This is a genomic window from Methylobacter sp. (assembly GCF_036845245.1).
In the GTDB taxonomy this organism is placed as follows: domain Bacteria; phylum Pseudomonadota; class Gammaproteobacteria; order Methylococcales; family Methylomonadaceae; genus Methylobacter_A.
In genome coordinates this window covers 37,614-63,970 of sequence record NZ_DAIUEH010000035.1, presented here as the reverse complement: position 1 = coordinate 63,970, position 26,357 = coordinate 37,614, and the positions used below count along the sequence as shown (strand labels likewise).

Below are 26,357 nucleotides of genomic sequence, written 5' to 3'. Positions count from 1 at the left end.
AAATCCGCCGTATAAATTTAACCAACGAGGCGACAACTAGATTGACAATTTCCGGAGGTGATTCATGAGCTCTGCAAGTACCATCCACGAAAGGTTCGCAAGATGCTGGAGCAATGCTTTGGCCTGGCTGCGTATGACGGTCGTAATTACCTTACCGTTGAAGATATCCGAGCCAGTGATACGGACAGCAAAAAAGATCGCAACTTAGGCATTGGTTTTTTAAGTCGCGTTGACTAGTTTTTAGTCAAATTGATAAAAGTTCAATATTTACAATCCTTAACAGTGAAATAGAGTGATTTAACGACAAGGTTATCCACAAAATGGGTGGATAACCCTCATGGATTCTTGATGAGCGATAAAAGCATGTCCAGCAAAATTCTTTTTTGCGAAGATCCGCACGGATGCTTCGCGAACATTATCAGTGCTGTAGATAAATACCGTCCTGAAGCCGTTATTTTGCTGGGTGACTACAATTTAGAGGTCCCCCTCGAAAATTACTTGAGAACCCTTGTCGGCATGACCCAGATCTATTGGATTCCGGGTAACCATGATTTTGATTCAACAGCAGAGCATGAGAATTTATTCCATTCCGCACTTTCCTACAACAACCTGCACCTAAAGGTTGTTGAGGTGGGTGGACTTAGAATTGCAGGATTAGGCGGAATATTCATGGGCCGGATCTGGATGCTGGGCGGTATCCCCAGATGGCAGGATAAAAAACACTGGCTAAAACATCAGTCAAGCATCGTGACAAAAATCTCTCGGCATCTTGACGCTGCGGATCTGGCACCACGACTTTGAAAACATGAAGAAACAAATCAGGGCGGATATCTTGGTGACCCATGAAGCGCCCAGTTGCCATCGGCATGGATTTGAGGCAATCGATGAACTGGGTAAAGCCATTGGCGCCAAGCACATCATCCATGGTCATCATCATGTTTTTTATCGAGATAGGCTATCCGCCGGCATTGAGGTGACCGGTGTTACCAGTGGCGGCGTTACCAATCTTGCCGGCGAACAACTCATGAAAAGATGAAAGGAGGTAAGAACATGATTTATGGCGTAGCAGAACCCACAAATAATTTTCCGGTAGCCATCATGGCTTGGTCAATCAAAGAAGTTGTTTGGGGCGAAAGTGAACAACCAACACGTCACCTGATCGGTCACATTCCCCAGATTAGCTCAGGCCGAACAACGTCGGCTATACAGTCGTTCGATCGGGAAAAGATGCAGATTACAACAAGATCAGGGCGAGTTTATGCTTTGCTGGGTCATCCCGGGGAAAACGATGACGCAGATTATGTTTGGGAGCGCTGGAAAGCTTTCAACCATGTTCGAAACGAAAAAGATGTAACTAACGAATACGATGAGAGAGCTAACACATGAAAATATTTTTAATCAGTGACATCCATTCCGAAAACCCTGAAGCTGTTGTTGACCCCTATATGGATTATGACTGCCTAAAATTTAGCTATCCGGAGGATGCTGATGTGGTGGTGTTGGCGGGCGATATCGGAGAAGGGCTTAACGGCTTGATCTGGGCCAGGAATCGTTTCGTAGACAAAGAGATCATTTACGTGTGCGGCAATCATGAATATTACGAATCTGATCTATCCGTGATTGATGACATGCGCGTCATTGCAACTGAGCTGGGTATTCATTTGCTTGATAACGATTCTGTCATTATGAACGGCGTCCGGTTTCTCGGCACGACGCTGTGGACAAATTTCGACAATTATTCATCTGAAGTCATTGCAGAAGCCGAACGCACTATGCGTGACTATCATTATATAAAATGCCCAGCATGGTGGAGGAATGAACATAACAAGGAAAAGGCATTGCGACTAATGGATTCCGAGAACGCTTTCGGCTTTGATCCTGAATGCTTCTCACCGACGGTTGCTTACGTGTTACATCGGGAAGCTCTGGATTGGTTAAGTCAGCAATTGAATAAGCCCTATCAGGGAAAGACCGTTGTTGTTACTCATCACGCTCCATCCCTTCGATCAATAATCAATATAGACTATGCTTACGCGTCAGATTTAGAAAAATTTATCGCAAACAGGGCAGACCAAATAGATCTTTGGTGCCATGGTCATATTCATCAGCCGGTTGATTATGAAGTAGCAGGAGTTCGCGTTGTCAGTAACCCACGAGGGTATCCGACTTTGCCTATTTCCAAGACTTTTGATGCCGGGAAAATAATATGTCTGTAAACCAGGCGGCAAAAGCGATCAAGCTGGCAACTCAGCTGCTGCAAAATTACCCAGTTTACCTAACAACTTTTTCCACCTGTAGCTGTTGCAAGAGCAATCCAGCCAAGGGTGGAATGGTATGTTTTGAATGCTTAGAGGATGAGCTAGCGTCAATTGTTGGTTATCAGTTGGCAAAAGAACTTCACGATGAGATAAAACATAATTAGGTTAAAGACAATGATAATGCCCAGATTTCTTGATGTCGAGGCGAGTTCGCTTAGCATCGACAGTTATCCCATAGAGATTGCATGGTCGGATCATCAGGGGAATATTGAGAGACGGTTAATCAATCCGTATGCGGTGGATGGCTGGAGAGATTGGGATTACAACGCTCAGCAAATGCATGGGTTAAGCCGCAAACAGTGCAGGGAAGAAGGTATACACCCAAAACAGATGTGTAATCTCATGAGTCAGTCAATCAAGCCGGGCGAAATTATCTATGCGGATGGCGGGGCATTTGATGAGAACTGGGTTGATGTTCTTTATTCAGAAGGATCAGCACTGGGTTATGCCCAATTCAAAGTTGTCCACTCAGATGCCATTATGCTTCCACTTTTAACAAAAATTGAATTTGATGAAAAAAAGCGCTGGCAGCTTTACGAAAATTTGAAGTTAGAGGCCAGAAGAATGGTTGGAACACGACATAGGGCAGAGCCTGATGTGCAATATTTGATTGAATTGTGGAAATTATGTACGAGTAAGGCTAGTTAATCATTAATCAACTTTAGTAGTTGAAAAAGGATTTTCTGTGCTGTTTGGCAACAAAAGATTCTCTGGAATGCTACTGCTTTCCCGCTAGATCCTAACCCATACCTAACCCAGAGATAAATAAAAAAGGCCTGCATTTCTGCAAGCCTTTGAAATTATTGGAGCTGGCGATGGGAATCGAACCCGCGACCGGCTGATTACAAATTACCCGATCCGATGTTCTATGCGCCTTGCTATTGCTGGCGATTGGTAGCATAGCCCTTGGTAATACTGGCTTTCAATAATTCTGTACATTACTCAGCAATACTCTAAAATACTAAAAACACGGTTAATTGGTTGACCAGAGGTTGACCCGGATTTTTAGGGGATTAGTATGGCGGTATCAATAAATTTCACTCAAGACAGAATTAGAGAGCTGCCGAGCCCAAAATCTGGCCGCGCCGATTATTACGATACTGGATGTCCGAAACTCACTTGTAGAGTCAGCGACACTGGAAACAAATCATTCGTTGTACTAAAAAAAACAGCCGACGGTAAAACTCAGCGCATAACTTTGGGGCGATTTCCTGATATGACCGTAAGCGATGCCAGAAAAAAAGCACAAGCAGCATTAGTAGATTTGGCTAACGGCATAAACCCTATCGAAGAAAAAAGAAAGCAGCGATTCAGAAACATCACTTTGATGGAATTATTCAGCAGGTATTTGGCGGATAAGTCAGGGCTAAGAGAAGCCTCGATAAAGGATTACACCAAAATAATGAACTCGCCTGCTGGCTTTGCTGATTGGTTGAATAAGCCCATTAATGAAATCACCAGAGACATGGTGCTGGCGCGCAGGAAACAATTTACCGGCGGAGCTGATAATAAAATGCGGGTGTTACGTCTTTTGATGAATTATGCAATCGCTTTAAAAGCCGTCGATGAAAACCCCGTCGACGTATTAAGAGATGGAGCATTGTGGGCAAAGCCAACACGCAGAAAACGCATGATACCGAGCGATAATATCAAAGACTGGTACGAAGCTGTTTTACATTTAGAAAATGAGCAGGCCAAAGTCTATTTATTGCTTTTGCTTCATACCGGTTTAAGGGATCAGGATGTACGTTATCTGGAATGGAGCGATATTGATTTTAAAAACGATTGTTTTACCGCCAGGGACACTAAGAACCATAGCGACTTTACCGCCTACATCGCCCCGCAGATTAAACCTTATTTAAGAACCCTGCATGGAAAAACCGGTGCCGGTCGTTATGTTTTTCCAGGCGGAAATAAAGATGGCGTTATGGATGTTCCGCGCAAGCCTATTGCACAGATATGTAAAAAAACCGGTATTACATTTAGCAGTCATGACCTAAAGCGAACATTCTTAACCATTGGCGAGGCGGCCATGATTCCGTTTAGCTTGCTTAAAGCTTTGGCGAATCATGCGACTGATGGCGATGTGACAGGCGGTTATATCAACCCAGAAGCCAATACTTTGAGACAGGCGACCTTTAAAATTGCCGACACTATTCAGGATCGTGTCACTGCTGGCACTGATAATGTTGTAAGTATCTCATCAGCTCGACACCTAATCAAATAACGTGGAAGGCATTTAGTTATGACAATTTTTAATATCCCACGTCATCAAAGGACACCAGAAACGGAGGTTGATGTTTTACTGACTAACTTATCAGCGCTTTACGGCGAACTACATCCAGACACGCTACCACATGAATTTATAAACACCTATTTTAAGGAAATGTACGAATGTGAGCATACAAGCGGTGATGTATTGGCTAAGGCGCACATTGAAGCGGTATCCAAGGAGTACGGAAAAAGTGTTTATGGAGCCGGAAGGTTTACTAAATTGGGTGCGCTGATTGTTTCATGTGCGTATTGTTGTCAGGCGCAACGTGCATTTGACGAAGGACGATTAAACGAAGCTTGGACGTTTGTTGTTGATGCTCGCCATTATTGTGATTTTGTACTACAGAAATCAAAGCGTGTCGGCGAAGTTGCGGAAATAGACCGTGCAAATGCTATTGCACGGATTCGGACACGAATAGTAAAGGAAGACAAAAGCGAGAAATACACTAAAAAGCAAAAAGATTTTGTAAGCGACATGTACATATCGCGCCCGTGGAAGAACAAAGCCAGTGCTATTAAAGTGATAGCCCCCGCCTTGGCTGAATATGTATCGAAAAATGCCTTACCTGTCGCAAAAGTAAAATGCAAAGAGACTGGGATAAGTAGTCCGAAAGAAGATTGGTCTAGGTTTGTGGAAGATAATTTGCCGACTGCGGATGAAGTTAAGGCGGATGCAAAGAATTTTAAAAATAAAAATATTTGATACCGAGACCCTTCACAAAAAAACCTCCATTCGGCGCGAAAAATGCCCAGTTGCAAAAATATTTTGCAACTGTAAATCCTTAAAAACAACCTTTCTTTAATCTACGAATCATTCAAGTTAATAGCTCTAGGAGGGCTGAGAATGATTCAGAAATTAAACTTAGATTCGAATGTTATCACCGATACCGATGGCGCATCATCACTACTAAACATCCCCGCAAGTACGCTTATCAAATGGCGTTCAACGGGCGAAAACAATATCCCGTATATAAAAATCGGCAAGTCGGTTAGATATTCTACGGCTGATTTAAAGGCGTATGTTGAGCGTCATAAGGTCGGTGCTTAATGTCACCCGAATATCCCACGATCCAATCCTTGGCTGGCGCTGCTCTGGCGATGATGCTCAAGGGCGAAAAAATCAGCCACTTGGATTTTCAAACAGATACTCATAGTTACTGCCTACGCCATCCAGTCTACAAATTGAGATTGGCGGGTTGGCCGATTCTGGACGAAACCAGACCTGGTGGCATCGCTAAGTATTCCGGGCGTCGAACCCACTACAAGGTCTATTTTGTTGATCCATCAAAACTGATTGTCTTAAGAAAAGAATTGGGCGAAAGGTTAGATAGATTTATCGCCGCGATTGATGAGTTGGAGCGAAGGATTCGCGATGAGCATTAATGTTTTTTCAATCGTGCCGGTAGAGGTATTTATGGACGACCGGTTAACAAAAACAGATTTGCGTGTCTTGGGTGCCATCCTGTCGTGGCGAGATAAAGCAACAAATTTATGTTGGCCTAAGCGCGAACTTATAGCAACGCGATGCAATCTTCCGTTATGCAAAATTTCTACAGCAACAACGCGTCTGGTTGGTTTTGGGTGGCTGCAAAAGTTGGGTGATGGTGGTCGATCAAGGGCGACCCAGTATAAATTCTTGATACCTGCTTTAGCTGCTAAAACCCTTACTGACTTGGTAACAGTTACTGATCCGGTAACGGTTACTGATTCAGTAACTAAAACCCTTACCGATTCGGTAACTAAAACGGTTACTGATTCGGTAAGGGGCATAAAACAGACCATAGAACAGACCATAGAACAGACCAATAAAGAATATGTCGATCAAGCGGGATTGGCACCGTCAGCGGAAGAAGGGAAACGAGCAGCGAAAAAAGAATACTCTGATGAATTCAACAGCGCCTTTTCGATTTACCCAAAGCGACAAGGCGACAACCCAAAGGAAAAAGCTTTCAGCGCGTGGAAGGCAAGATTACGAGACGGGTCTACGGTAGACGAAATGACTTCAGGGGTTAAGCGTTACTTAGCGTTTTGCCAGGCAGAGGGCAATATTGGAACCCAATACGTCAAGCAAGCGGCGACGTTCTTCGGTCCTGACAGGGCTTTCTTAGAGACGTGGGAGGTTATGCAAAAAAGCCCTAGCTCTACACCACATAGAAATTCAGGTTTTGGAAAGCAACCCGCGACACGCCCTGTCTACACCTATCCGGGCGGTGATGCCGACGCAATAGACTCAACAGCAACAGAGGTTTTCGATGCACAAGCAAGACTTTAATAAATTTTCAGATGCCTGGGCGGATGCGCATGAGGCCATGGCGGCCGGAAAGATATTATCACCAAGAGCAATGGTGTCGATATTCGATGACTTTGAGGATTATTCGATTGAGTCTGTTCTGGCTGCGTTAAAACATCACAGAAAGACCGCCAAGTTTGCGCCAACTGCGAATGACATCATCGAACTGCTTGAGTCCGGCAATAAGCGCTTAACCGCCGATGAGGCTTGGGCAATGATGCCGAATGACGAATTTGAAACCGTCGTATGGACTTTGGAAATGTCCGAGGCATACGGCATTGCCAGCGGCATTCTTGCAGAAGGCGACAAGATAGCGGCAAGAATGGCTTTCAAGAGCGCCTATGATCGACTTTGCGCTGAAGCCGTGCTGATGCAAAGGCCCGTTTCGTGGAGTGTTTGTGTCGGCTTCGATAAATCGCGCATTGAACCCGCATTGCAAAAAGCCGTTGCTGCCGGGCGTATTTCTCAGGATCGAGCAAATAAGTTTTTGCCGGAACCAATGGATGCCGGACCTATTGCCGGACTGCTGACGGGTAAAGTCAGCGAGCCACCGAATAACGACGCAAAGCTAAAAGCAAAATGGGGGGATATTAAGCAAACCATAGCCGACGGGCAACGCAAATTAGCGGAAAAAGAACACAAAAAAGCTTTGGATCGTGAACAAAAGCGGCTTGATTTTGAGGCGCGCCGGCAGGAAATGCTTGATCGAGTTACTCAGAAATTGCAGGAGAAAGCTCAACCGATGGCAACCAGCGAATCAGGTTAATTAATAAGCAGCATCAAATAATCAACAATCACATCAACCAAAAGGAAATACAAAAATGAAGAAAATAGAATCAATGCTGCAAATTAAAAACGGCATGGCCGTAATAGCGGCCGAAGATTTAGCAGTTTTACTTGGCAGAAACCATCTAAGCGTTATCCGCGCTATCGATGCCATCCCTACGGAATACTTGGATGGGGACATGTTCTTTATGGCTGCCGGTGAAGTGTTTTTAACCCAAGCCGGTATCTGCATGGTCGACATGTCCAAAAGGCATTTGCGTATGCGCCGGAGAATCATGATGGCGTTAAGCATATTCGACGCCGACTATCGGGAGTCCCGCTGGGTAGAGTTTCATGCCGCTATGCCACCCAGAGCAATTATTAGACTACTCGCTTGGTTGGACAATGTCGGGCTAAAACGGCCGGCGCTATTGCTGTTCACAATTATGAGCCAATTAAAAAAATACGATCCGTCCAAGGGGTTAAACGTTCCCAAAGCAGTTCGATAAAAACTACCAAACAGGCGCGATGCAATTGTCAGCGCCTGTTTGGCACTCGGAAAACCTAACAAATCAGCCCCAATTCGTAATCCATCATAACCACAGGTTATTCAATTTAAATCAAAAGGCCATTTCAAAATGAAAAGTGTTAATAAATCCGAATTACAGAGAGCCCATCATATCAAGCAGCGGCTTAGCCCGGCGATTGCTGCTTTGCAGCAAGTCGACACTCAAGCGCTTAATTCTGATCCATATGCGCGGGAAAAAGTCGCCGCCTTTGTTGTTTGGTTAGAAAAATTCACATCTAAAGCCGATAGCGTCATAGAACGCGCCAAAGAGCAGATCGAAAATAAGCCAGAAGTGCTAATAAAGGCAGCAGGCTTGCGCTTTTTTATGATTCCGGCAGATATTAATTCACATCACAAAACGATTGGGCAAAAAATCGAAGAGCACAAATCTAAAACCGAAGAACTCCGCAAAAAAGGATTCGCACCTGCTGAAATTGAGATGCTTATTTCTTACCCTCAGCCTGAACTTGATGCTCACAAAGCCGCTATTGTCGAACTCGAGGCTGAACAAAAAAAGATCGAGCAGTTTCTCGCTGATTCGCCAAGATTCGATGTTGGCTTGCTGGATGGCGCCAAATTAGAGCCGTTTTTGCCCGCGTTAAACAGCCGGCAGGTTGGCGAGTAATTCGCATGTCAATGGCAACTACGTCTGTACAGCCAGAAAACAAAACCGAGGTCGCAGTCTTGAAAACCATTGTGGCCCGACTCAGGGAGGCGCGGGGACTGGCAGGAATTTATGACTACCAAGTAGTCAACTGGCTCGGTGTTTCGGCTACCAAGATTACCGAATTGGAAGAAGGCATTCACACCGCCCCTTTGAGCACAATAAAAAAGGCGGCGGAAATATTCGATGTGTCGATTGATTACCTTTTTGGTGAGGCCGAGGACTGGGAAAAGTGCCTGGAAGTTAGGAAGGAGCGAGATTTTTCAGTTCATTTGCAGGGTTTGCTCATAGCAGAGCAAACCAAAATTGCGGCGGAGATGGTCAAACAAAACGGCCAGATAGCCGCCTTATCCGAGGCCGTCATCGTACTGGCGCCAGCGATTAGAGCCGTTTATGACGCGATGCTTAGGTTTTGGGAATTAAATCCTGGCTTTGATGAGATGGTGGCCGGTGCTCCGGTCATTCACTACCTTGATCTAGCTGACAAGGCCGGGCATGAGGCAACTTGCAAAATGGTCCGGTACGGTATTTTGCCATTTGAGGAACTGAACAGCTATTCAATTCAAGAACCAACAAATCAAATGGTCAACCATGTCTAAGCCCCCAGAACACGCAAAGGAACTGGTCAAGACGTTCGGCATGAGAATGCGCGCTGCTCGAGAATTATGCGGCCTCAGCCAGATAGAAGCTGCAAAGCGGCTTGGTTATGCAAATTCAACCAAGCTGACCAAGATCGAACTTGCCAGCGATACCAATTCGATTCCATTTTGGGTGATTTCTATGGCCGCAAAAACCTATCAAGTCTCAACCGATTATCTGCTTGGCCTTACCGACGAGTGGCAATGTAACCACTCCGAGGCGCTGCAAAGCAAAATCGAGAAGACAGTAAGGCAATCCCAGTCAATCCAATACAACCCCATCCGGCAGCTATACGAGCATATTTCAGCCATTGAAAGCGCGGTTTCGATCAACCTGCAAAAAACAGCCGAATTTAAAGACCTGGTAACCCGGTTTCGCTCACTAAACCCAAGCTTCGATACCGAGCTAAGGCTTGGGGCAAAGCTACTCAGAATAGCCAATGAAACCACCCAGGAAGCCCGCAATATCGCCCAGCAGTTGGCTAAATCACGCGACTCGCTCAAGTCAGTAATCAATATTTAAAAAACAAGAATATGGGATTTCGGACTCCATAAAAAAGGAATACATAAATGAAAGCAGAGAAAACAGAAACAAACGAAAAAAATGCGGGCGGACGGCCTACAGCGTTCAAACAAGAATACATCGATCTTGCCTATAAATTTTGCTTACTCGGTGCGACTGATGAGCAGCTGGCCGAATTTTTTAACGTAGCCAAAAGCACTATCAATCTCTGGAAACAAAAGCAACCTAAGTTTTTAGATGCTTTGAAGCGCGGTAAGGTTGTAGCCGATGCCAATGTCGCTCAAGCCCTTTACCGCAGAGCAACCGGATATAGCCACCCAGAGACCCACGTTTCGAATTACCAAGGCCAGATAACCTTAACCGAAATAACTAAACACTATCCACCAGATACCGGGGCCGCCTGCTTCTGGCTGAAGAACCGTCAGCCTGACAAGTGGAGAAATAAGGTAGACGTTAGTGCTTCAGTAAAGCTCGATAAAGAGACTCTTGAAATGATCGAAAATCAATTCATCACCAAGATGGCCGAAGCCCATGAGCGGCAAAAAGAAGTACTCAAAGAACGCGGCATTGCAACTGAAGAATAACCGTGGCTAAAGCAACTATCTTCCATGATCCAAGGTATTTGGATTTCGTTGAGCGCTACCATGCAAACCCCTTGGGTTTTGCTGTTAGCGTATGCGGAATGTCGCCGTCTTTTGATCAGGAAGAATTGCTTCATGGAATTAGCCCGCCTGATGCCAAAGTATCAGTGGTTTCCGGCACCAGTACGGGTAAAACTGCTGGCTTTGGGCGGATAGCTTTATGGCATTTGCTTTGCCACCCGGTTGCCGTTTATGAGGGTAAGCTCGAGATAGGTTCGAATACTTATATCGGGGCGCCGCGCATCAATCAAGTTTCCGATGGTGTTTGGAAGGAAATGAATGATGTTTATTTAGCCATTGCGAACGGTCCTTATGCTTGGCTCAATGAATATTATGAAATCACTAAAACCAGAGTTGCCGTCAAAGGGTTTGCCGAGCAGTGGTTTATTAGCCAAGTAGCCATGCAACAAGGCCAGTCAATCGGCGTAGCGGGTAAGCACCGATACTGGCAGCTGATAATCATTGATGAAGCGGCGGGCGTTTCCGATGAACATTTTGACGTAATTGAGGGCACCCAGACTCAGCCGGGTAACCGTACCTTATTAGCATCACAGGGCGTGAAGAATGCCGGTCGATTTTATGAAACACACCACAACCTTGCTAAAGAAAACGGCGGGTCGTGGGCGGCGCTTAAATTCAGTTCTGAGCGGTCACCATTTGTAACAGCGAAGTGGCTTAAAGATAGATTGGATGAAACCGGCGGCAGGGATTCAATCGAATACCAAATACGTATTCTTGGGCTATTCGCTGAGAACTCTGGCAGCAACTTGTTGACCAGGGTCGAACTTGAAAAGGCATTCTTGCCGCGCAAGATAATTCAAGATGACGAGCCCTATGGTTTATTTGTCCTGGCCGACGTTGGCTTGGGTGAATACCGGGATGAGTCGGTCGCCGTGGTGGCAAAAGTCATTGGCATGGGCGATTTAGGCGCTGATGCCCGACGCGTTGAGTATATCGAGATACCGTACTGCACCAACGCCAAGAATGAAATCATTTTCGCCGGGGATCTGGTTAATTTGGTGGGTAAGTTGTCAAACGCAACACTGTTGGTCGATAACGGCGGCGTCGGGGCCACGATAAACAAATTGATTGAGGCGTCCGGGGTACCGGTGGTAAAGGTTGACTGGGGCAAGCCTTGCTTCAAGAAAGAATACCGGGACCGTTTTTATAATCGCCGGGCGTGTGCCATGGTTAGGTTTAGGGATGCAATAAGGTCTGGCCGGGTGGTTCTTCCGCAAAACATAGACAAAAAGCTGAAGAACAAAATATTACTGCAAGGGGCGCGATTGCCTTATCACTTTGCCGAGGCGGGCGGCCTTCGCTACGTCATGGAAAAGAAGGAGGAAATGCGCAAGAAAGGCATTAAATCGCCGGATATATTCGACGCCATGTCATTTGTTTGGCTTGAGGATGCTAATACTTACATGGTGGCCGAGAACAGCGGCCTGGGCGAAACAGCAACCGCAGCCGATACAGCCAAGGCCGAGGCCGAGAATATGTTTGCTGATGTGGCTTAACAAAATAAATTTAATAATCTGGAGCGGATAATGCAAAGCGAAGCACTAAACATAAAGTCAAAAAGAGGGGGTGTACGGCCTAATGCCGGGCGTCCAGTCGGTTACCAAGGACCTAAAGCCATTAAAAAGATTGCGATAAAGACGCTTCAAAAAATTATGCAGGATGAAACGGCTTCGGCTGAAGCAAGGGCATTGTCTGCGAGTAAGTTACTTGATGTCATGGGAGGTGAACAACATGGAATCTAAATCAATAACATGCTCCGATGATGACCTAGAGAACAGCCCCACGTTCCAAAAATTGGTCGTGCTGTCGCGCCTTGATCCGATCAACAGCTGCAATCAGACTGAAGTCGATCAAGCATTGGCTCAGGATCTTATAACGTTGGTCCGCGCGCTCGATAATAAAACCATTAAATTTGAAAACAGAGCTGATGAAGGGGCTTTTTTTCAACTAATGCTGACTTGCCGCACAATTGTTAGTCAGATCCCCCCTCCATCAAATACAAAACATTAATTAGGCTTAACCATGCCATTACAATCCGACTCACAAGGTTTTTTAACGGGCGATACCGTTACCGATATTCGCCGTGTATCAGACCATTTAAGGCGCATTAGAAACGATGTGTATGATATTAAGCGCGCTATGCTGAGTTCATCAACAAACAGCCGAGAAAGCGGCAATTCTCGCGCCTCCAGTGGCGGCAGTAATGCGCGGATCAGTAGCATGGTGGCAACTCCAACCGGGGCGCGGAGTGGCAATCAAGGTCCGGCACTCAGGCTCTTGTCGTCGGTAAGTTCAAGTGAAGTGGCTACGCCAGGCGGAAGAATCCGTGATGCTTCTGGAAGATTTATTGCAAACAGAAATGCTGGGGCGGATTCATCTGGAGCGCCAGGTGATGATCCCGAGGATAAAAATAAAAATAAAAATAAAGAAAAAGAACAGAGTCGCCTTTTGAATGGCTTCGCAAACAGGATTGCCACAGCCATAACCGCAACAACTGCTGGCGCCGAAGAAGCCGATCCAACCATCAAAGCATTTAAAGAAGTCGCTGAACCGCTTGCGCGCGGCTATCAGATATTTTCTGGTGGTATTGGTGGTGGCAAAAAGAAAGGTGATGGCAAAAAAGACGATGGAGAAAAAAAAGAGCGATGGTATAGAAGAATACTTAATTCGCTCGATAAGTTTAGAAGGGAGGAGTCTGCATTCAATCGCGTAGAAAATAGGATTCTTCGTAATATTGAGGGCAATTCAGGCGCAGGAAGCGGTAACGGCGGCGGTGGCTCAGGCGGAGGAATGATGCTGTTAATCAGTGGCATGCTCGCCCGTCTTGGGCCGCTATTGTTAACCGGAATTACCGGCGTATTGGGCTTTATATTCTCGCCGATTGGCTTGGCTATCGGCGCAGCGGCGGCGGTTGCCTGGGGATTATTTACCGAAGAAGGCCAAAAATTCTTTGGCGAGGTCGGCGCTAAGGTTATCGACGGATGGAATACGGTGGTTACCGCCTTCGCTCCAGTATCGGAATCGATCAGCAAGGGCTGGGAAACCGTAAAAGGCGGCTTTGATAGCCTGATTAGCGGCATGGTGTCTTCTTGGGAATCATTTACCGGATTCCTGAAGGATAAGTTTGGAATCGACATTCCGGCCATTTTTAAACCGGTGGTGGATGTTAGCAAAAAAGCGGTGGAAGCGGCCACTAATACAGTCAGCAAAGGGGCTGATGTCGCCAAGAAAACAGCCGAAGCGGGAATTGAGGCTGTTAAGAAAAGCTCTCCAAAGACAGCTGAGGCAGTCGGTAATTTGTGGGAAAAGGCTAAAGAAGGCGCTAAGAATATTTCTGACCGGGCAACTAATAATGATCTAGGCCTTGGTTATATTAGTTCCCGTTATGAGGGTAACATTGGTTCGGCACATAAAGACAATATCGGCTCCGCCTACGGAAGGTATCAATTCAACACTGAAGGCGGCTTGCCGCAATTTCTAAAAGACAACCCGCAATACGCCGCCCAACTCGCAGAAGGTGGCGCGCCAGGTAGTGCCGGATTCAATAAAAAATGGGAGCAAATTGCAAAGGATGATCCAAGTGGATTTTTGGCTGCGCAGGAAGCATCAGGGAGAAAACAATATTATGATCCGGCTATAAAAAAAGCGGGCTCATTGGGATTTAATACCGAGGACCGTGGCATTCAAGAGGCTATGTTTAGTGGGGCTGTTCAACATGGTGGATGGAACTCTAAGGTATTACCTCGTATAGCCCAAAACTACGACCTTAAATCTATGTCGGCACCAGATCAGTTAAAAGCTATTTACGCTGAAAGGCGCAAGTATGCATCTGAAAACCTAAAGGGTGCTGACTTAAAGAATGTTTTATCTCGCTACGACAGCGAAGAAAACAACACGGTCGATTTATCAGTGGCATCCAAGGGTGAAGCGCCTAGTTCTGTTCCAGAATCGCCAGCACCTGAATCATCTACGCCTACCGCAACAGCATCCATATCCGACGATCCAACCCAGAGCGGCCGCTACAAATACGAACCCCTTGAAGGCGGAAATGCTCAAGTCACCGATAACCAAAGCGGAACAATGGAGCTTGCCAGCGACGAGCAAGCCAATGCCTATAGAAAGCAGCAGGGCAAGCAGTATTTAGATGCGTTTGCGGCGGCAAATAACCCGGATCCTTATAGGTCGCTTAATAGCTTTGTATCGGGCCCAGGAAAAGCAGCCCAAGTACAAGTCGCCTCAGCACCGCCCGTAAAGCCGCCGGTATTCGCGCCGCCTCCGCCAATCGCCGAAGCGCCGCCGATAATAGAGCCGCTGGCCAGTAACTCAAGCCGGAGTATGACGGTATCAATGCCCGCACAGGACGTTGGGCAGGATGTTAAGGATAGGGGGATTGCGCATATTGTGACTGGCGGGTATTCGAGCCGGGGTTAAATGTTAAATGTGGGAAAATCCCACATTCAAAAAGCGTAAAGGTAGACGCTGACCACCTTTACAAAAGGTGGCAGCGGACCATATTTAAAATCAGTGCCTGGAGTGGTTTAAAGCAATTTAACCAATGTCGCGATCAATCCCAACTCCCACTCGCGCCGCCGCCACCGAAATTACCACCTCCAGAATAACTACTACTCGAATCGATTGAGCCGCTTGAATCCGATTCAAATGATGGGGAAATAATCGCATCGCTGCCAAACGAAACTTTCCTTGCTTCCGGCGAGTCGCAACGACTACAGCTTGGACCGTCTCGGTAGATAGATGTTTTAGTACAACCGCTTCTTTTGCATTTGTATGGCATGGGCTGCCTCGATAGTAGAAATAGATTATCAAATCTTGCCGGTCAGCCTAAACAACAGTCCCGCAATAATCGTTATTTGCAGCAAGCCAACACCCACTACCCATCGGATTAGGTCGGCCTTGGATTCAGCAATGTCCTTTGCAACTTTTAGTTCCAATTCTTTCGTGTCCCGCCTTAATAATGCCTCCAGTTCTTTCAAGTCCCGCTTAGTGGCTAGATCATCAAGCTCATAATCATGCCGGGCTTGTTCCAGCGTATTTGAAACAGTAGCCTTTTGTAAGTCGGTCAGCACCTCGGCTTGTTCTTCACTAAAGCCGACACCTTTCAGCTTTTTAACGAAATCATGGGTATCGAAAGTAACGGTGGTCATTGGCATAGGTTCCTATCTTTAATTTCTTTCAAATTAGCCTTATGGCTTATCTTTGTCAAGCGGATCGCCGCCCTTGGTCTAGCGCAATCCTTAAATTGGGTACGCTGATTTGACGTACCCTGTATATTTCAACGATTTGGCCTTTTTGCATTGCGCTGTAATCGCCTGCCCAATGGGGGTGGTGAAACGCCACCCCTTTCCATTCGTTCCGACCTGTAAATGTCACCCGCGTTTACATTTAAAATTCTTCAATAAAATGGGGTAAATCCCCCGTTTTAAATGTCCCCTCAGAGGACATTTAAAAAATCCAATTGTGGGCGCAGCGCACGTTTATAAAGTGTAAAGGTGAACGCATCTCACCTTTACAAAAGCGGCCGCAGACCGTATTTAGATTGGGTAGGGTTCGTCGTAATGATGAGCGTTAACGACGACGTTGATACCTTCTTCATATTGGTTTATAGTCGGGGCAAGAACTCGCCTTGCTGGTTCTTGTGGGGCTAATTCGTCCTCGGCTCTTGACCGGGGCGGCGGGTTAGCCCTTTTCTATTTGCCACCGCTCACCTCAAGGGTGAACCCCTACAAATCCCCCTCTCTGGCCTTCATATTTTCTGCTATATTGAATCCGGAGCTTAACGTTCTGCTGTGGGGGATATTCCCGTAACCGGTTAATCCGGCTTCGATAACGGGGGTGTATTCCTCACAGGCTTTTTTTAAGCCTTCCTGGCCTTCGGCTCTTGACCGGGGATTATCTGGAAGGCTTTTTTATGAAAAGGCGGGTACGGGTGGCTCTTGACCACCCGCTAACAACCCCGCCTTTTTGCTTTTGTGAAACACCTCAAAGCGTTTTTTTTGTAGGGCTGTCTATAATCCCGGCTTAAGCTTGGTTTGTGGGTAAAGTTGTTGATTTGTATGGACGGTATGGTTTATACCGTCTATATCAATCAATGACTTAGCTTTTTTGCAATAAGTTGAAATAGCCCTCGCTTTATCTGCATAATCCAACCTCAGCCGCTACCACCAGGACGCTACACATGCTCTCACAGGAAGAAAAAGAACAGCTCCAGCGCATCATCGCCGAACAGAACAAAATCCTTGCAGGAGCGCCCACATTCGCGGAAAAACGGACCGCCCAGAAAGCTAAGCTGGAGGCTATGACCAAGTTGGGCATGATCCAAAAACCGGCTTCACCTCACACCGAAGAATAAGTTTTAGTTGCCAATTTTTTGAATGCGGGGTTATACTTTTGGCGCACTCACACATTTGAGTGTCGAGATTGGCGTCTCGGAAATACAACAGCGCACAAAGCCGCTTCTTGCGGTATTTTTTTGTGCAAAATTCAGCACGTCTTTATGTCGGGCTGGGTGGAGCAGTCGCAAGACTGGCCGGTTCTGTTGTTCCGGAACGCCAACTTCGTCCAGCCCGGCGCCCGCTCAAAATCATGGTGCCGGCTTATAATCTATAACCGAGATAATGCCATGACTAAACAACACCCTCAATCCATCCAAAATTCAGGACCGAACAATTCCGCTCAAAATTCAGAGCAAAAATCCGAAAACACAACATCACGCGATCCGCATGCCAACTCGCCGCGACTTTTTATCGATGTAGGAAATAAGAGATTCCTCATTACTGATGAACATTTAGCCTTGTTTAGCGAAAATCACCACAAAAAAACGCTAGAAGTGTTATTGGCAGTCATCGAGCACTGGAGGCATAGAGCCATCCATGAAACTAAAGGGGGTGAAGTACCTGCATTTCGTGAACTAACTGGCGCTCTAATTCGAGATTTAAGTGATTATGTGACTCAATCGTGTTCGGTTCTGGCGACATACCCTTCAAGGACACAGGTCGACAATACCGAAGAAGTTACCGGAGGTGCGGCATGAACAGCACCGTTGCTCAAGCTCAATCCGAGCAAAACCAAACCGCCGATAGCTCGGCTCAGCTCTTAGACCAACTGCAACAAAGAATCAATAGCGTCAAAGAGCAGCTATCACCTCAGTACCTTGAACGCTTCTCTAATGCCTTAAACCACGCCAAAAAGGTCCATGATTTCTTTCGCAACGGCAAATCCCCAGAAGCCGAAATGTCACATGCGGTTAAGATAATCGAAAGCCAGCTTGAGGATATGTTGGAGGTAGCAAGTGTCCAACAAAGCATTGATGATGCGAAATCGGACTTCGGCATAGAGCTAACCACGAATGAGTTTTCCCCGCGCGCCAAGATTGGTCAAAGGTTAGCAATGCGTAGAGGATGCTTGGCCGAGGACGGCGACCTTGTAGCTATAAAGCTGGATGATAAATGGCGCGTTGAATGGTACAGCCCAGGCAAAGAATATTACGCTGTTTGTGTTGCGATTATGGCCAAGCGGCCTACGCAGCAAGCCGAGCTTCAAACATAAAAAAATGGCCAGCAGCCTTAACGGGTTGTCGGCTTTTTTGTGCGCAACATGGTGAGAATTAACCAAGACTTTAACCCCCCAGGTTCCGGAGAACTTCCCGCGCTGAGATTTGCAAAAGTGGGCTGCTGCCATGTTTAGATTTCTTCAATAAAATCAATCGAAGGAGGAAAATCCCCCGTTTTAAATGGCGCGCCTAATTGGTTGGTTGATTTTGTCCAATAGGCGGAATCCCGCCTATATCACTCCCGGTAATTAATTCAATGACTCGTTGAACTACCTGAATTGCGGTAGTTTGGCTTTTAATGTGCCAATTATCAAACCTGATTTTTGGCAAGCTGCTTAAAAGCGGGGCTGGTGCCCGTGCTAGTAACTCCACATTCGGTAGTAGCATAAGAGCACTTCAATGGATGCCCAGGCATTGTGCTTGGAGGCTGACCGTAAACAGTTACTGAACTTCGTGGTTCAAGACGTCGTGGCCAGCCTTTCCCATCAATTAGTATTGGTTGGACATATGCTCCACGCCGGTCGGTACCTTTGTAAAAAACACCAGTTTCATAAACTGTCACAGCGAACGCGCTTAAATTTGTGATTTCAATGCAGAATGTTAGATCTGGATCGGCAGCGCCAACAGGTATGGCTTGTTTCGGACGCACTCGGAGCTTTACGCGAGACTTATCAATTGCATGCCAAGTGTTGATAACACCAAGAACCGCACCAAGTAGGGCAATAGCTAGAGTCATAGCTTGAACGATAGTCATAGAGCGTTTGGATACTTATAAAAATTTCTTATCATCCACCAATTTCTAACGCTAGGCAATATAATCAGTATTTTTAAGATCAAAAAATCTCATGAATCCTCAGTTGGTCGTCAGGGAATGGTTTAAGACCTTATAGTAAGGATAGGCGCGAGAACCCGTTTTTAGAACAGGCGACAAGTCACCACTTTTGCCAGCGCCTGAATTCCAGGCAATAAAAAACCCACTCAGAGTGGGTTTAGTTAGAAGTTTACAGGATGATTTAAGAATAATGCCCTTTACAAGCGACAATTTGAATAATGTCATTGTCAACTGTATAAATTATTCTGTTTGAGTCATCAATACGCCTTGACCAAAATCCAGATAAATTCCCCTTTAATGGCTCTGGCTTTCCGATACCAGTGAAGTAATTTCGCAGAATATCTTGAATTAATAGATTAATCCGCTTTAATGTCTTTTTGTCTTCAGTTTGCCATTCAATATATTGTTCCCATGCGGTTTCCGTAAAAGAAACCTCACTCATAGTTCAATTTATGTGTAGAGAAATTCCCGCGCCTTAGCTGAGCTATAGACCGCCCCAGCATTTCTTTATTTTCTGGACTATTTAATTCGGCCATAAGCTCATCTATCGGGAGTTCTGTATCGGGGATTCCTAATACTTTTGCGTCATGTTCAATAATAACCTTAACCAATAACTCGCAATTATCTATTGTTTTTTTCAAGAAATACCGGCACATAAATAAGCTACCGTTCATTTTATGACGCAGCTCTTTAACGGTACTTCGTATTTTATCAAGCCTGGCTATAAGATTAAATTTCTCATCAACCAATTGATCGGACAATGATATTTCCAGTGTAATGTCTTTTAGCATTATTTTTGAATCAAGATAAGCCGCAGCACAATGAGCGCTTATTACCCAGCTATTATGAACCAAGCCTTTGAATATGCTATTGATATTATTCGCGTCATTGTCAACCAGATTTAAATAATCTTGCGCAGTTACGCTCATTTTTTACCCCGATGATTTACTGATATTGCTTATTTACTTAGGTGCCAGTATAGCCTATTCAATTTCTCTCTGCCAAAAACAACCGACATAAAATTCACCGCCATAGCCTCCACAACAGAACCGTTATGTTCTCGACCCGATATAGCAGAAAATGAAGGACAAAAAACTTTCTAGGACCACTTTTAATTCAGTCACTGGGCAACACAAAGACCGGGTGACGGCGGTTTTTGTGCACCTGGAATTCCGGCAAGTGTTGCGGTCGAAATTAAAATTAATCTTACTCTACATTACCAAAAAATACTCTAGCTTTACTTTAAAAGTTGACCAGAGGTTGACCAGAAAAACAACAGGCAATAAAAAAGGCCTTAGGTTTGCACCTAAAGCCTTGATATTCTTGGAGCTGGCGATGGGAATCGAACCCGCGACCGGCTGATTACAAATCAGCTGCTCTACCGACTGAGCTACACCAGCGAAGAAGCGGGTATTATACACAACATTTTTTTCTTGGCTAGTATTTTTATCGATTATTTCGGCCTTTTTCCTAACTTGTTTTTGTTGGTCGAGTGAGGCTTGGTTTTCCCGGAACGAGTGTTGTCCAGTCCGGTATATTTGGTTTTAAAACGTTGAATTTTGTCGGGCGTTTCGACCGTACCTTTGGGCTGAAAGCTGGGGATCAAATGTTGCTTACCATTGCCGATTAAATCGCTGCGACCCATGTCTTTTAGAGCTTCGCGCAACAACGGCCAGTTCTTGGGGTCGTGATAACGCAGGAAGGCTTTGTGTAGGCGACGCTGTTTGACGCTTTTTGGTATGGCGATGTCCTCTGCATTTCGACTGACTTTACGCAACGTGTCTTTGCCGGAGTGATACATCGCGGTGGCGATCGACATCGGCGAGGGCAAGAATGCCTGCACCTGGTCGGCCCTAAAACCGTTGCGCTTTAGCCATAACGCGAGGTTGAGCATGTCTTTGTCGGTCGTGCCGGGATGTGCGGCGATAAAGTACGGGATCAGGTATTGCTCTTTACCGGCTTCCTTTGAATATTTATCGAACATTTCCTTGAAGCGGTCGTATGTGCCCATGCCCGGTTTCATCATTTTGGATAACACGCCTTGCTCGGTATGTTCCGGGGCGATTTTAAGGTAGCCGCCGACATGGTGGGTGACTAGTTCCTTGACATATTCCGGCGATTCCACGGCCAGATCGTAACGCAAGCCCGATGCGATAAAGATTTTTTTGATACCGGGCAAGGCGCGAGCTCTGCGGTAGAGTTTAATCAACGGGGTATGATCGGTATCCAGATTAGGGCAAATGCCGGGATAAACGCAGGATGGCTTGCGGCAGGCGGCCTCGATTTTCGGATCTTTACAGGCCAGCCGGTACATATTGGCGGTCGGGCCGCCCAAGTCGGAAATATGGCCGGTAAACGCAGGCGAGGTGTCGCGGATCGCTTCAATTTCTTTAATAATGGAATCTTCCGAGCGGCTTTGGATGATTCGTCCTTCATGCTCGGTGATCGAGCAGAATGTGCAACCGCCGAAGCAGCCGCGCATGATGTTGACCGAATGCTGAATCATTTCAAAGGCGGGCACGTTGGCGTTGCCGTATTCCTTGTGCGGTATGCGGGAGTAGGGCAGGTCGAACACGCCGTCCATTTCTTTGGTGGTCAGCGGAATAGGCGGCGGATTAATCCAGACCTGCCGCGTACCGTGCAATTGAATCAACGGTCGCGCATTGCCGGGGTTGGTTTCGCCGTGCATGACTCGCGAAGCGTGGGCATACAAAATCGGGTCGTCTTTTACCGTCTCATAGGCAGGCAGGCGGATAACGGTTTTCGCTCTTTGATCTTTGATGAGTTGCCTGTCGAAGCGAACTACTTTTTCGCCGGTATTATCATCAGGTTTTTTATCGCAAGCGGGCTCTTCCTGATAAGGATTTTGCGGCGGCATGATCGCTCCCGGATGATCGATATCGGTTGAATCTTTAACCGCAAAACCTTCCGGTATTTGTTTAACAAAATGCACCGTGCCGCGTATGCCTTTTAATTCTGATATGGCTTCGCCGTTAGCCAGACGATGGGCGATTTCCACAACTTGGCGCTCGGCGTTACCGTAAACCAACAGGTCGGCTTTGGAATCCAACAGCACGGATTTTCTGACTTTATCCGACCAGTAATCGTAATGCGCGATGCGGCGTAAGCTGGCTTCGATACCGCCGATAATAATAGGCACGTCCTTGTAAGCTTCGCGGCAGCGGTGCGAGTAGACGTTGACGGCGCGGTCAGGGCGTTTGCCTGCTGCACCATTCGGGGTGTAGGCGTCGTTGGAGCGGATTTTTTTGTCCGAAGTATAACGGTTGACCATCGAATCCATATTGCCTCCGGTCACGCCGAAAAACAGCTTCGGACGGCCCAGCTTGCCGAAATCTTGTGCGCTGGTCCAGTCGGGTTGGGAGATGATGCCGACTCTGAATCCCTGCGCTTCAAGCAGTCTTCCAATCAGCGCCATGCCAAAACTCGGGTGGTCGATATAAGCATCGCCGGTCACCAGAATTACGTCGCAGGCATCCCAGCCGAGTTCGTCCATTTCGGCCTTGCTCATCGGTAAAACAGGGGCGGTGCCAAAGCGCTGCGCCCAGTATTTCCGGTAGCTAAAAAGGTTGGGTTCGGTTTGCAAGACTGTAGACATTATTTTTGTATCGAGTTGTTGATGACGCTGGAATTGTGTTTAACGATCTCTTTTAAATAAGTGATAAATTCGATCTGGTAAAGCTGTTCAAGAATAATGGCACGGGTTCTCAAATCCTTCATGGAATGCAGCGGAGCCTCTTTATTGAAAGCCAGGCCGATAATATTGCCCCGGTCCGGAACCGGCAGAAACAGGGTTCTCCAGTCAAAAGTGCTTCCCAGCCACAAGGCAACCTGCTGGAATAGAGGATTGCTGACGCCGCCCCAAAGATTGATGACCAGCATGCCGTCTTTTTTTAATAACATTTTGCAGGCATCGAAAAAAGCATGATTACTGATTGATGGAGCCATGCCTTCATGATCGAACGCATCAATAAACATCAGGCTGTATTGTTCGCTTTGGCTCTCGGTTCGTTGACGTACATATTTCGCACCGTCATCGATTATCACTTTCAGGCGCGGGTCCAGAGGCAGGCCGAAATGACTGCGCGCGATCTTGACTACGCTTTCCCTGTATTCTATGACTTTCAAGCGGCATTCCGGAAAATGATGCAACAGATGCTTGGTTAATGAACCGCCGCCCAAGCCGATAACCAAAGCCTGATCATCGAGCGTGGGTTTGAATAACATCCAGCTGGTCATGGCTCGCACATAGTTTAAATACAGTTTGTCCGGATCGGTCAGCAGCATGCTGCTTTGCCGGGGGAACGAGCCAAAGTGCAGAGATCTTACGCCGTCACGCTCGATAACTTCCAAAATGCCGTCATCATCGTGGCTTTCGTAGATAAGCCGGCCTTTATATTTATACATAAACGCGGTAAGTTCTTAAAAGATTGGCTAAACATTATACAGTAGAATGCGGCATGCGTTGAGAACGGTAAATTTTAGACGCTGTTTTACAACCAGTAGAGGAGGTTTTTGCATGAGTCATATTGACTCCATTTCCAGCTGTAAGATTATTACAGTTTCATTGTAGGCTTGTTCCAGCGCATCCACCGTTATCGCGTCAATGACTTGTAATTCATTTTGGGCGGCCTGTTCCAAAGTGCGGGCGAGTTCGGAAAGCTTTGTTGCCCCGACGTTGGCCGCGGCTGACTTAATGCTGTGGGCGGCATGGCGTATCGTCTCCCTATCGCCTGCCAGCATACCGGTTGCAATCTTTTCCAGCTTTGACGGTGTGTCTGCAAAAAACAGCTGCAATACTTCCTGCACTAGGCTTGCCCCTCCCATATTACGCAGCATCTCCAAAGGCTCAGGATTCACGCGTGTATCGTTTATAAAAAGTGTCTTCGATAGCGAAGACTGCTGGTTAATGCTGGATGTGTCTATGAACTGATTGAGCAATGCTCGTAGCGCTTCGAGCCGGAAAGGTTTGGACAGATACTCATCCATGCCCATCGCCAGGCAGTGTTCTTTGTCGCCTTTAAGTGCGTTAGCCGTCAATGCTATGATGGGGGTGCGTTTTTGATCGAAACCGGCCTCTTCATCTCGAATACGCCGAGTGCTTTCATAGCCATCCATATCCGGCATCATGCAGTCCATCAAAATCAGGTCCATATCTTTCTGCCGCCAGCGTTCAAGCGCCTCCAGTCCATTATTAACCACGACTACAGTGCAACCCAGTTTTTCCAGCATCGCACGGCCGACTATCTGATTGACCGGATTATCTTCAGCCATGAGAACACGCAGGCTCAATTTTGAGGTTCCAATAGTGTTATGAGCAGCTGAGAACAGGTTCAACAGGGCGTTATACAACGCTCTTTTGCGCAAGGGCTTAGATAGATACAGATCACAACAGGCCTGTTCGCTTTCAAACGCACTGGAAGCAAGAATGATCACTTTCATTGGATTAAAGCGTTTATCGGCTCGGATATGGTTAATCAGCGCTACACCGGACATATCGGGCATTTCTATGTCCACCAGGGCCAGATCAAACAATTGTTCACACTGCATACTTTGTTCAAGAAGCTCCAGCGCTTGTGCGCTGTCCTCGACTATCCGCGGAAGCATACCGAATTCGAGCATATGTTTTTTAATAGTGAGTGGGTTGTCATCAACGATCAGCACCCGCTTGCCGTGTAGCTCGGAATACAACTGGGGTGCCGGCATTGGGATCAGTGCAGGCTGCAAACAAACTTTGAGACGGAATTCCGAACCCTCGCCCAACACGCTGCTCACCTCGATATCTCCTCCCATCAATACAGCCAGATCCTTACTGATGATCAGTCCCAAGCCGGTTCCCCCGTATTTGCGTGTGGTCGAACTATCCGCCTGACTGAAAGGTTTGAACAATTGCGACAGCGATTCGGATGAGATACCAATGCCGGTATCGCGTACATTGACGCATAAAACAATGTCCTGTTGATTGATATTGTTGCTTAGATCAAGGCTGACAAGGAGCTGAACGCTACCTTGAGCGGTAAACTTAATCGCATTGGTGATTAGATTGATCAGGATCTGCTGCAAGCGGTATGGATCGCCTCTTACTTCCAGCGGAACATCGTCAGCTATGTCGTATTTCAGAATAATGCCTTTGGCGTGAACCTGCTCATGGAAGAGTTCCGTCACTTGTTCGATCATATCTTCCAGATGAAAATCCAACGTTTCCAGTTCTATCTTACCGGCCTCAATCTTAGAAAAATCAAGGATGTCATTGATGATGGAAAGCAACGAGTCTGCAGAGCGATAGACGGTTTCTGCATATTGTTGTTGCAACGGTTTGAGTTCCGTTTCCAGCAACAGTTCGGTCATGCCCAGAACACCGTTCATCGGGGTGCGGATTTCATGGCTCATGTTGGCCAGAAACTGCGATTTTGCGATGTTGGCGGCCTGCGCTTGCAAGACTACATTACGCAAATCCGCCGTTCTGACCTCAACCTCAAGTTCAAGTTGATCGCGGTGATTTTCCAGTTCGGAATCGCGTTGCTGAATTTGTTCTATCATCTGATTGAAGCTGTTAACCAGTTGGCCGATCTCATCTTCACCTTCGCCTCTTGCTCTTAAGGTGTAATCTTTTTCTCGCGATACTTGCTGAGCCAGCTGGGCTAAACGTATCAGCGGTGCTGAAATCAGCGCTGCCAAGCGCTGCCCATAAAGTACACTCAGCAAAAAAGCCACCAGCATCACCAGCGAAATTTGGCCAAGACTACTGAAAATGCTCCACCACATGGGCCGTAAATTGATCACCAGGTATAAATAGCCCTCTATATCGCCTTTCTGACTGATAGGTTGAATGACTGTATGAGTCAGTAATACTATACGGTTCTGTTGCAGTTGGTTTTGGGCTTCAGATAATGAATTCGGGAAGGCGGCAATTTGATTGTCCGAGATATAGTGAGCAAATGGCGCTCCTTCGGTGGTATATAGCTGGGCAGCAATAACGTCGGATTTACTGCGCAATGCAGACAGAATATCGGTCGCTGACCGGCTATCGCCAAACAGCAGGGCTGCCGCAGCATTAAAGCCGATCATATTACCTGTCGATCGGGCATCGGCCAGCATTTCACGGTGTTGATGCCAGAGTTGTGTGACGCTGCTAATCAATAAGGTAAATACGAGCGCCAGACCAACCGTGATAGCTTGTAAACGACGTAGTTTGCTGGTTATAGGTAGATTGGCGAATTTTTGTTGTTTCATAAGAC

General features: G+C 46.5%; 30 protein-coding genes and 1 tRNA gene. 24 read left to right on the top strand and 7 right to left on the bottom strand.

Annotation, left to right across the window (positions count from 1 at the left end):
• The first annotated feature begins 348 nt into the window (after nucleotides 1-348).
• The 21 genes from V7051_RS15780 (at nucleotide 349) to V7051_RS15680 (ending at nucleotide 15,133) form a co-directional block, all read left to right on the top strand.
• Nucleotides 349-801 (top strand): metallophosphoesterase family protein, encoded by a 453-nt coding sequence (locus V7051_RS15780; RefSeq protein ID WP_333876372.1) that lies wholly within the window; start codon nucleotides 349-351, stop codon nucleotides 799-801.
• Nucleotides 802-805: 4 nt separating this feature from the next.
• Nucleotides 806-1,036, top strand: coding sequence for a metallophosphoesterase family protein (locus V7051_RS15775; RefSeq protein ID WP_333876373.1), 231 nt, complete (start codon nucleotides 806-808; stop codon nucleotides 1,034-1,036).
• A gap of 14 nt (nucleotides 1,037-1,050) precedes the next feature.
• Complete coding sequence (locus V7051_RS15770; protein ID WP_333876375.1) at nucleotides 1,051-1,386, top strand: hypothetical protein; 336 nt, start codon at nucleotides 1,051-1,053, stop codon at nucleotides 1,384-1,386.
• Nucleotides 1,383-2,216 carry a metallophosphoesterase gene (locus V7051_RS15765; RefSeq protein WP_333876377.1) on the top strand — a complete coding sequence of 278 codons (834 nt, stop codon included), beginning with the start codon at nucleotides 1,383-1,385 and terminating at the stop codon, nucleotides 2,214-2,216. The genes V7051_RS15770 and V7051_RS15765 overlap by 4 nt, the downstream gene beginning before the upstream one ends.
• Nucleotides 2,207-2,422: a hypothetical protein gene (locus tag V7051_RS15760; RefSeq protein WP_333876379.1), complete on the top strand. Its 216-nt coding sequence runs from the start codon at nucleotides 2,207-2,209 to the stop codon at nucleotides 2,420-2,422. Before V7051_RS15765 ends, V7051_RS15760 begins: the two co-directional genes overlap by 10 nt.
• A 16-nt stretch (nucleotides 2,423-2,438) precedes the next feature.
• A complete protein-coding gene (locus V7051_RS15755; RefSeq protein ID WP_333876380.1) occupies nucleotides 2,439-2,966 on the top strand; it encodes a hypothetical protein in 528 nt (175 codons plus the stop codon).
• Between the two features lie 370 nt (nucleotides 2,967-3,336).
• Entirely contained in the window at nucleotides 3,337-4,545 is a 1,209-nt protein-coding gene (locus V7051_RS15750) for a tyrosine-type recombinase/integrase (protein WP_333876382.1), read from the top strand.
• 18 nt (nucleotides 4,546-4,563) lie between these two features.
• Nucleotides 4,564-5,295 (top strand): hypothetical protein, encoded by a 732-nt coding sequence (locus V7051_RS15745; RefSeq protein ID WP_333876384.1) that lies wholly within the window; start codon nucleotides 4,564-4,566, stop codon nucleotides 5,293-5,295.
• A gap of 141 nt (nucleotides 5,296-5,436) precedes the next feature.
• Complete coding sequence (locus V7051_RS15740; protein ID WP_333876386.1) at nucleotides 5,437-5,640, top strand: helix-turn-helix domain-containing protein; 204 nt, start codon at nucleotides 5,437-5,439, stop codon at nucleotides 5,638-5,640.
• Nucleotides 5,640-5,975, top strand: a complete 336-nt coding sequence (locus V7051_RS15735; protein ID WP_333876388.1) for a hypothetical protein — start codon at nucleotides 5,640-5,642, stop codon at nucleotides 5,973-5,975. Before V7051_RS15740 ends, V7051_RS15735 begins: the two co-directional genes overlap by 1 nt.
• Complete coding sequence (locus tag V7051_RS15730; protein ID WP_333876389.1) at nucleotides 5,965-6,864, top strand: helix-turn-helix domain-containing protein; 900 nt, start codon at nucleotides 5,965-5,967, stop codon at nucleotides 6,862-6,864. The genes V7051_RS15735 and V7051_RS15730 overlap by 11 nt, the downstream gene beginning before the upstream one ends.
• Nucleotides 6,845-7,648: a hypothetical protein gene (locus V7051_RS15725; RefSeq protein WP_333876391.1), complete on the top strand. Its 804-nt coding sequence runs from the start codon at nucleotides 6,845-6,847 to the stop codon at nucleotides 7,646-7,648. Before V7051_RS15730 ends, V7051_RS15725 begins: the two co-directional genes overlap by 20 nt.
• Before the next feature lie 55 nt (nucleotides 7,649-7,703).
• Entirely contained in the window at nucleotides 7,704-8,156 is a 453-nt protein-coding gene (locus V7051_RS15720; RefSeq protein WP_333876392.1) for a hypothetical protein, read from the top strand.
• A 129-nt stretch (nucleotides 8,157-8,285) separates the two neighbouring features.
• Complete coding sequence (locus V7051_RS15715; RefSeq protein WP_333876393.1) at nucleotides 8,286-8,840, top strand: hypothetical protein; 555 nt, start codon at nucleotides 8,286-8,288, stop codon at nucleotides 8,838-8,840.
• Nucleotides 8,841-8,899: 59 nt separating this feature from the next.
• Nucleotides 8,900-9,478, top strand: a complete 579-nt coding sequence (locus V7051_RS15710; protein ID WP_333876395.1) for a helix-turn-helix domain-containing protein — start codon at nucleotides 8,900-8,902, stop codon at nucleotides 9,476-9,478.
• The gene (locus V7051_RS15705) at nucleotides 9,471-10,040 is read left to right on the top strand and encodes a helix-turn-helix domain-containing protein (protein ID WP_333876397.1); all 570 of its coding nucleotides are present in this window, start codon (nucleotides 9,471-9,473) and stop codon (nucleotides 10,038-10,040) included. The genes V7051_RS15710 and V7051_RS15705 overlap by 8 nt, the downstream gene beginning before the upstream one ends.
• Before the next feature lie 47 nt (nucleotides 10,041-10,087).
• Nucleotides 10,088-10,624: a helix-turn-helix domain-containing protein gene (locus tag V7051_RS15700; RefSeq protein WP_333876399.1), complete on the top strand. Its 537-nt coding sequence runs from the start codon at nucleotides 10,088-10,090 to the stop codon at nucleotides 10,622-10,624.
• A 2-nt stretch (nucleotides 10,625-10,626) separates the two neighbouring features.
• Nucleotides 10,627-12,198 (top strand): hypothetical protein, encoded by a 1,572-nt coding sequence (locus V7051_RS15695; protein WP_333876401.1) that lies wholly within the window; start codon nucleotides 10,627-10,629, stop codon nucleotides 12,196-12,198.
• Between the two features lie 30 nt (nucleotides 12,199-12,228).
• On the top strand, nucleotides 12,229-12,444 hold the full coding sequence (locus V7051_RS15690; RefSeq protein ID WP_333876403.1) for a hypothetical protein: 216 nt from the start codon (nucleotides 12,229-12,231) through the stop codon (nucleotides 12,442-12,444).
• The gene (locus V7051_RS15685; protein ID WP_334168753.1) at nucleotides 12,434-12,712 is read left to right on the top strand and encodes a hypothetical protein; all 279 of its coding nucleotides are present in this window, start codon (nucleotides 12,434-12,436) and stop codon (nucleotides 12,710-12,712) included. Before V7051_RS15690 ends, V7051_RS15685 begins: the two co-directional genes overlap by 11 nt.
• A gap of 129 nt (nucleotides 12,713-12,841) precedes the next feature.
• A complete protein-coding gene (locus tag V7051_RS15680; RefSeq protein ID WP_333876406.1) occupies nucleotides 12,842-15,133 on the top strand; it encodes a hypothetical protein in 2,292 nt (763 codons plus the stop codon).
• A 389-nt stretch (nucleotides 15,134-15,522) separates the two neighbouring features.
• Here V7051_RS15680 and V7051_RS15675 read toward each other — a convergent pair whose 3' ends face one another.
• On the bottom strand, nucleotides 15,523-15,864 hold the full coding sequence (locus V7051_RS15675; RefSeq protein WP_334181156.1) for a DUF1640 domain-containing protein: 342 nt from the start codon (nucleotides 15,862-15,864) through the stop codon (nucleotides 15,523-15,525).
• Nucleotides 15,865-16,895: 1,031 nt separating this feature from the next.
• Here V7051_RS15675 and V7051_RS15670 point away from each other — a divergent pair.
• The 3 genes from V7051_RS15670 (at nucleotide 16,896) to V7051_RS15660 (ending at nucleotide 18,265) form a co-directional block, all read left to right on the top strand.
• Nucleotides 16,896-17,069: a hypothetical protein gene (locus V7051_RS15670; protein ID WP_333876411.1), complete on the top strand. Its 174-nt coding sequence runs from the start codon at nucleotides 16,896-16,898 to the stop codon at nucleotides 17,067-17,069.
• Between the two features lie 270 nt (nucleotides 17,070-17,339).
• The gene (locus V7051_RS15665) at nucleotides 17,340-17,750 is read left to right on the top strand and encodes a hypothetical protein (protein ID WP_333876412.1); all 411 of its coding nucleotides are present in this window, start codon (nucleotides 17,340-17,342) and stop codon (nucleotides 17,748-17,750) included.
• Nucleotides 17,747-18,265 carry a hypothetical protein gene (locus tag V7051_RS15660; RefSeq protein WP_333876414.1) on the top strand — a complete coding sequence of 173 codons (519 nt, stop codon included), beginning with the start codon at nucleotides 17,747-17,749 and terminating at the stop codon, nucleotides 18,263-18,265. The genes V7051_RS15665 and V7051_RS15660 overlap by 4 nt, the downstream gene beginning before the upstream one ends.
• 1,017 nt (nucleotides 18,266-19,282) lie before the next feature.
• On the opposite strand, the gene V7051_RS15655 is transcribed toward V7051_RS15660, so the two are convergent.
• The 6 genes from V7051_RS15655 to V7051_RS15630 form a co-directional block, all read right to left on the bottom strand.
• On the bottom strand, nucleotides 19,283-19,543 hold the full coding sequence (locus V7051_RS15655; protein WP_333876416.1) for a Txe/YoeB family addiction module toxin: 261 nt from the start codon (nucleotides 19,541-19,543) through the stop codon (nucleotides 19,283-19,285).
• A complete protein-coding gene (locus V7051_RS15650; RefSeq protein WP_333876418.1) occupies nucleotides 19,536-20,030 on the bottom strand; it encodes a hypothetical protein in 495 nt (164 codons plus the stop codon). The genes V7051_RS15655 and V7051_RS15650 overlap by 8 nt, the downstream gene beginning before the upstream one ends.
• Before the next feature lie 395 nt (nucleotides 20,031-20,425).
• A tRNA-Thr gene (locus tag V7051_RS15645) sits at nucleotides 20,426-20,501 on the bottom strand.
• A 53-nt stretch (nucleotides 20,502-20,554) separates the two neighbouring features.
• Complete coding sequence (locus V7051_RS15640) at nucleotides 20,555-22,717, bottom strand: YgiQ family radical SAM protein (RefSeq protein WP_333876420.1); 2,163 nt, start codon at nucleotides 22,715-22,717, stop codon at nucleotides 20,555-20,557.
• Complete coding sequence (locus V7051_RS15635; protein ID WP_333876421.1) at nucleotides 22,717-23,526, bottom strand: spermine synthase; 810 nt, start codon at nucleotides 23,524-23,526, stop codon at nucleotides 22,717-22,719. The genes V7051_RS15640 and V7051_RS15635 overlap by 1 nt, the downstream gene beginning before the upstream one ends.
• Before the next feature lie 117 nt (nucleotides 23,527-23,643).
• Nucleotides 23,644-26,352: a response regulator gene (locus V7051_RS15630; RefSeq protein ID WP_333876422.1), complete on the bottom strand. Its 2,709-nt coding sequence runs from the start codon at nucleotides 26,350-26,352 to the stop codon at nucleotides 23,644-23,646.
• Nucleotides 26,353-26,357 lie beyond the last annotated feature (5 nt).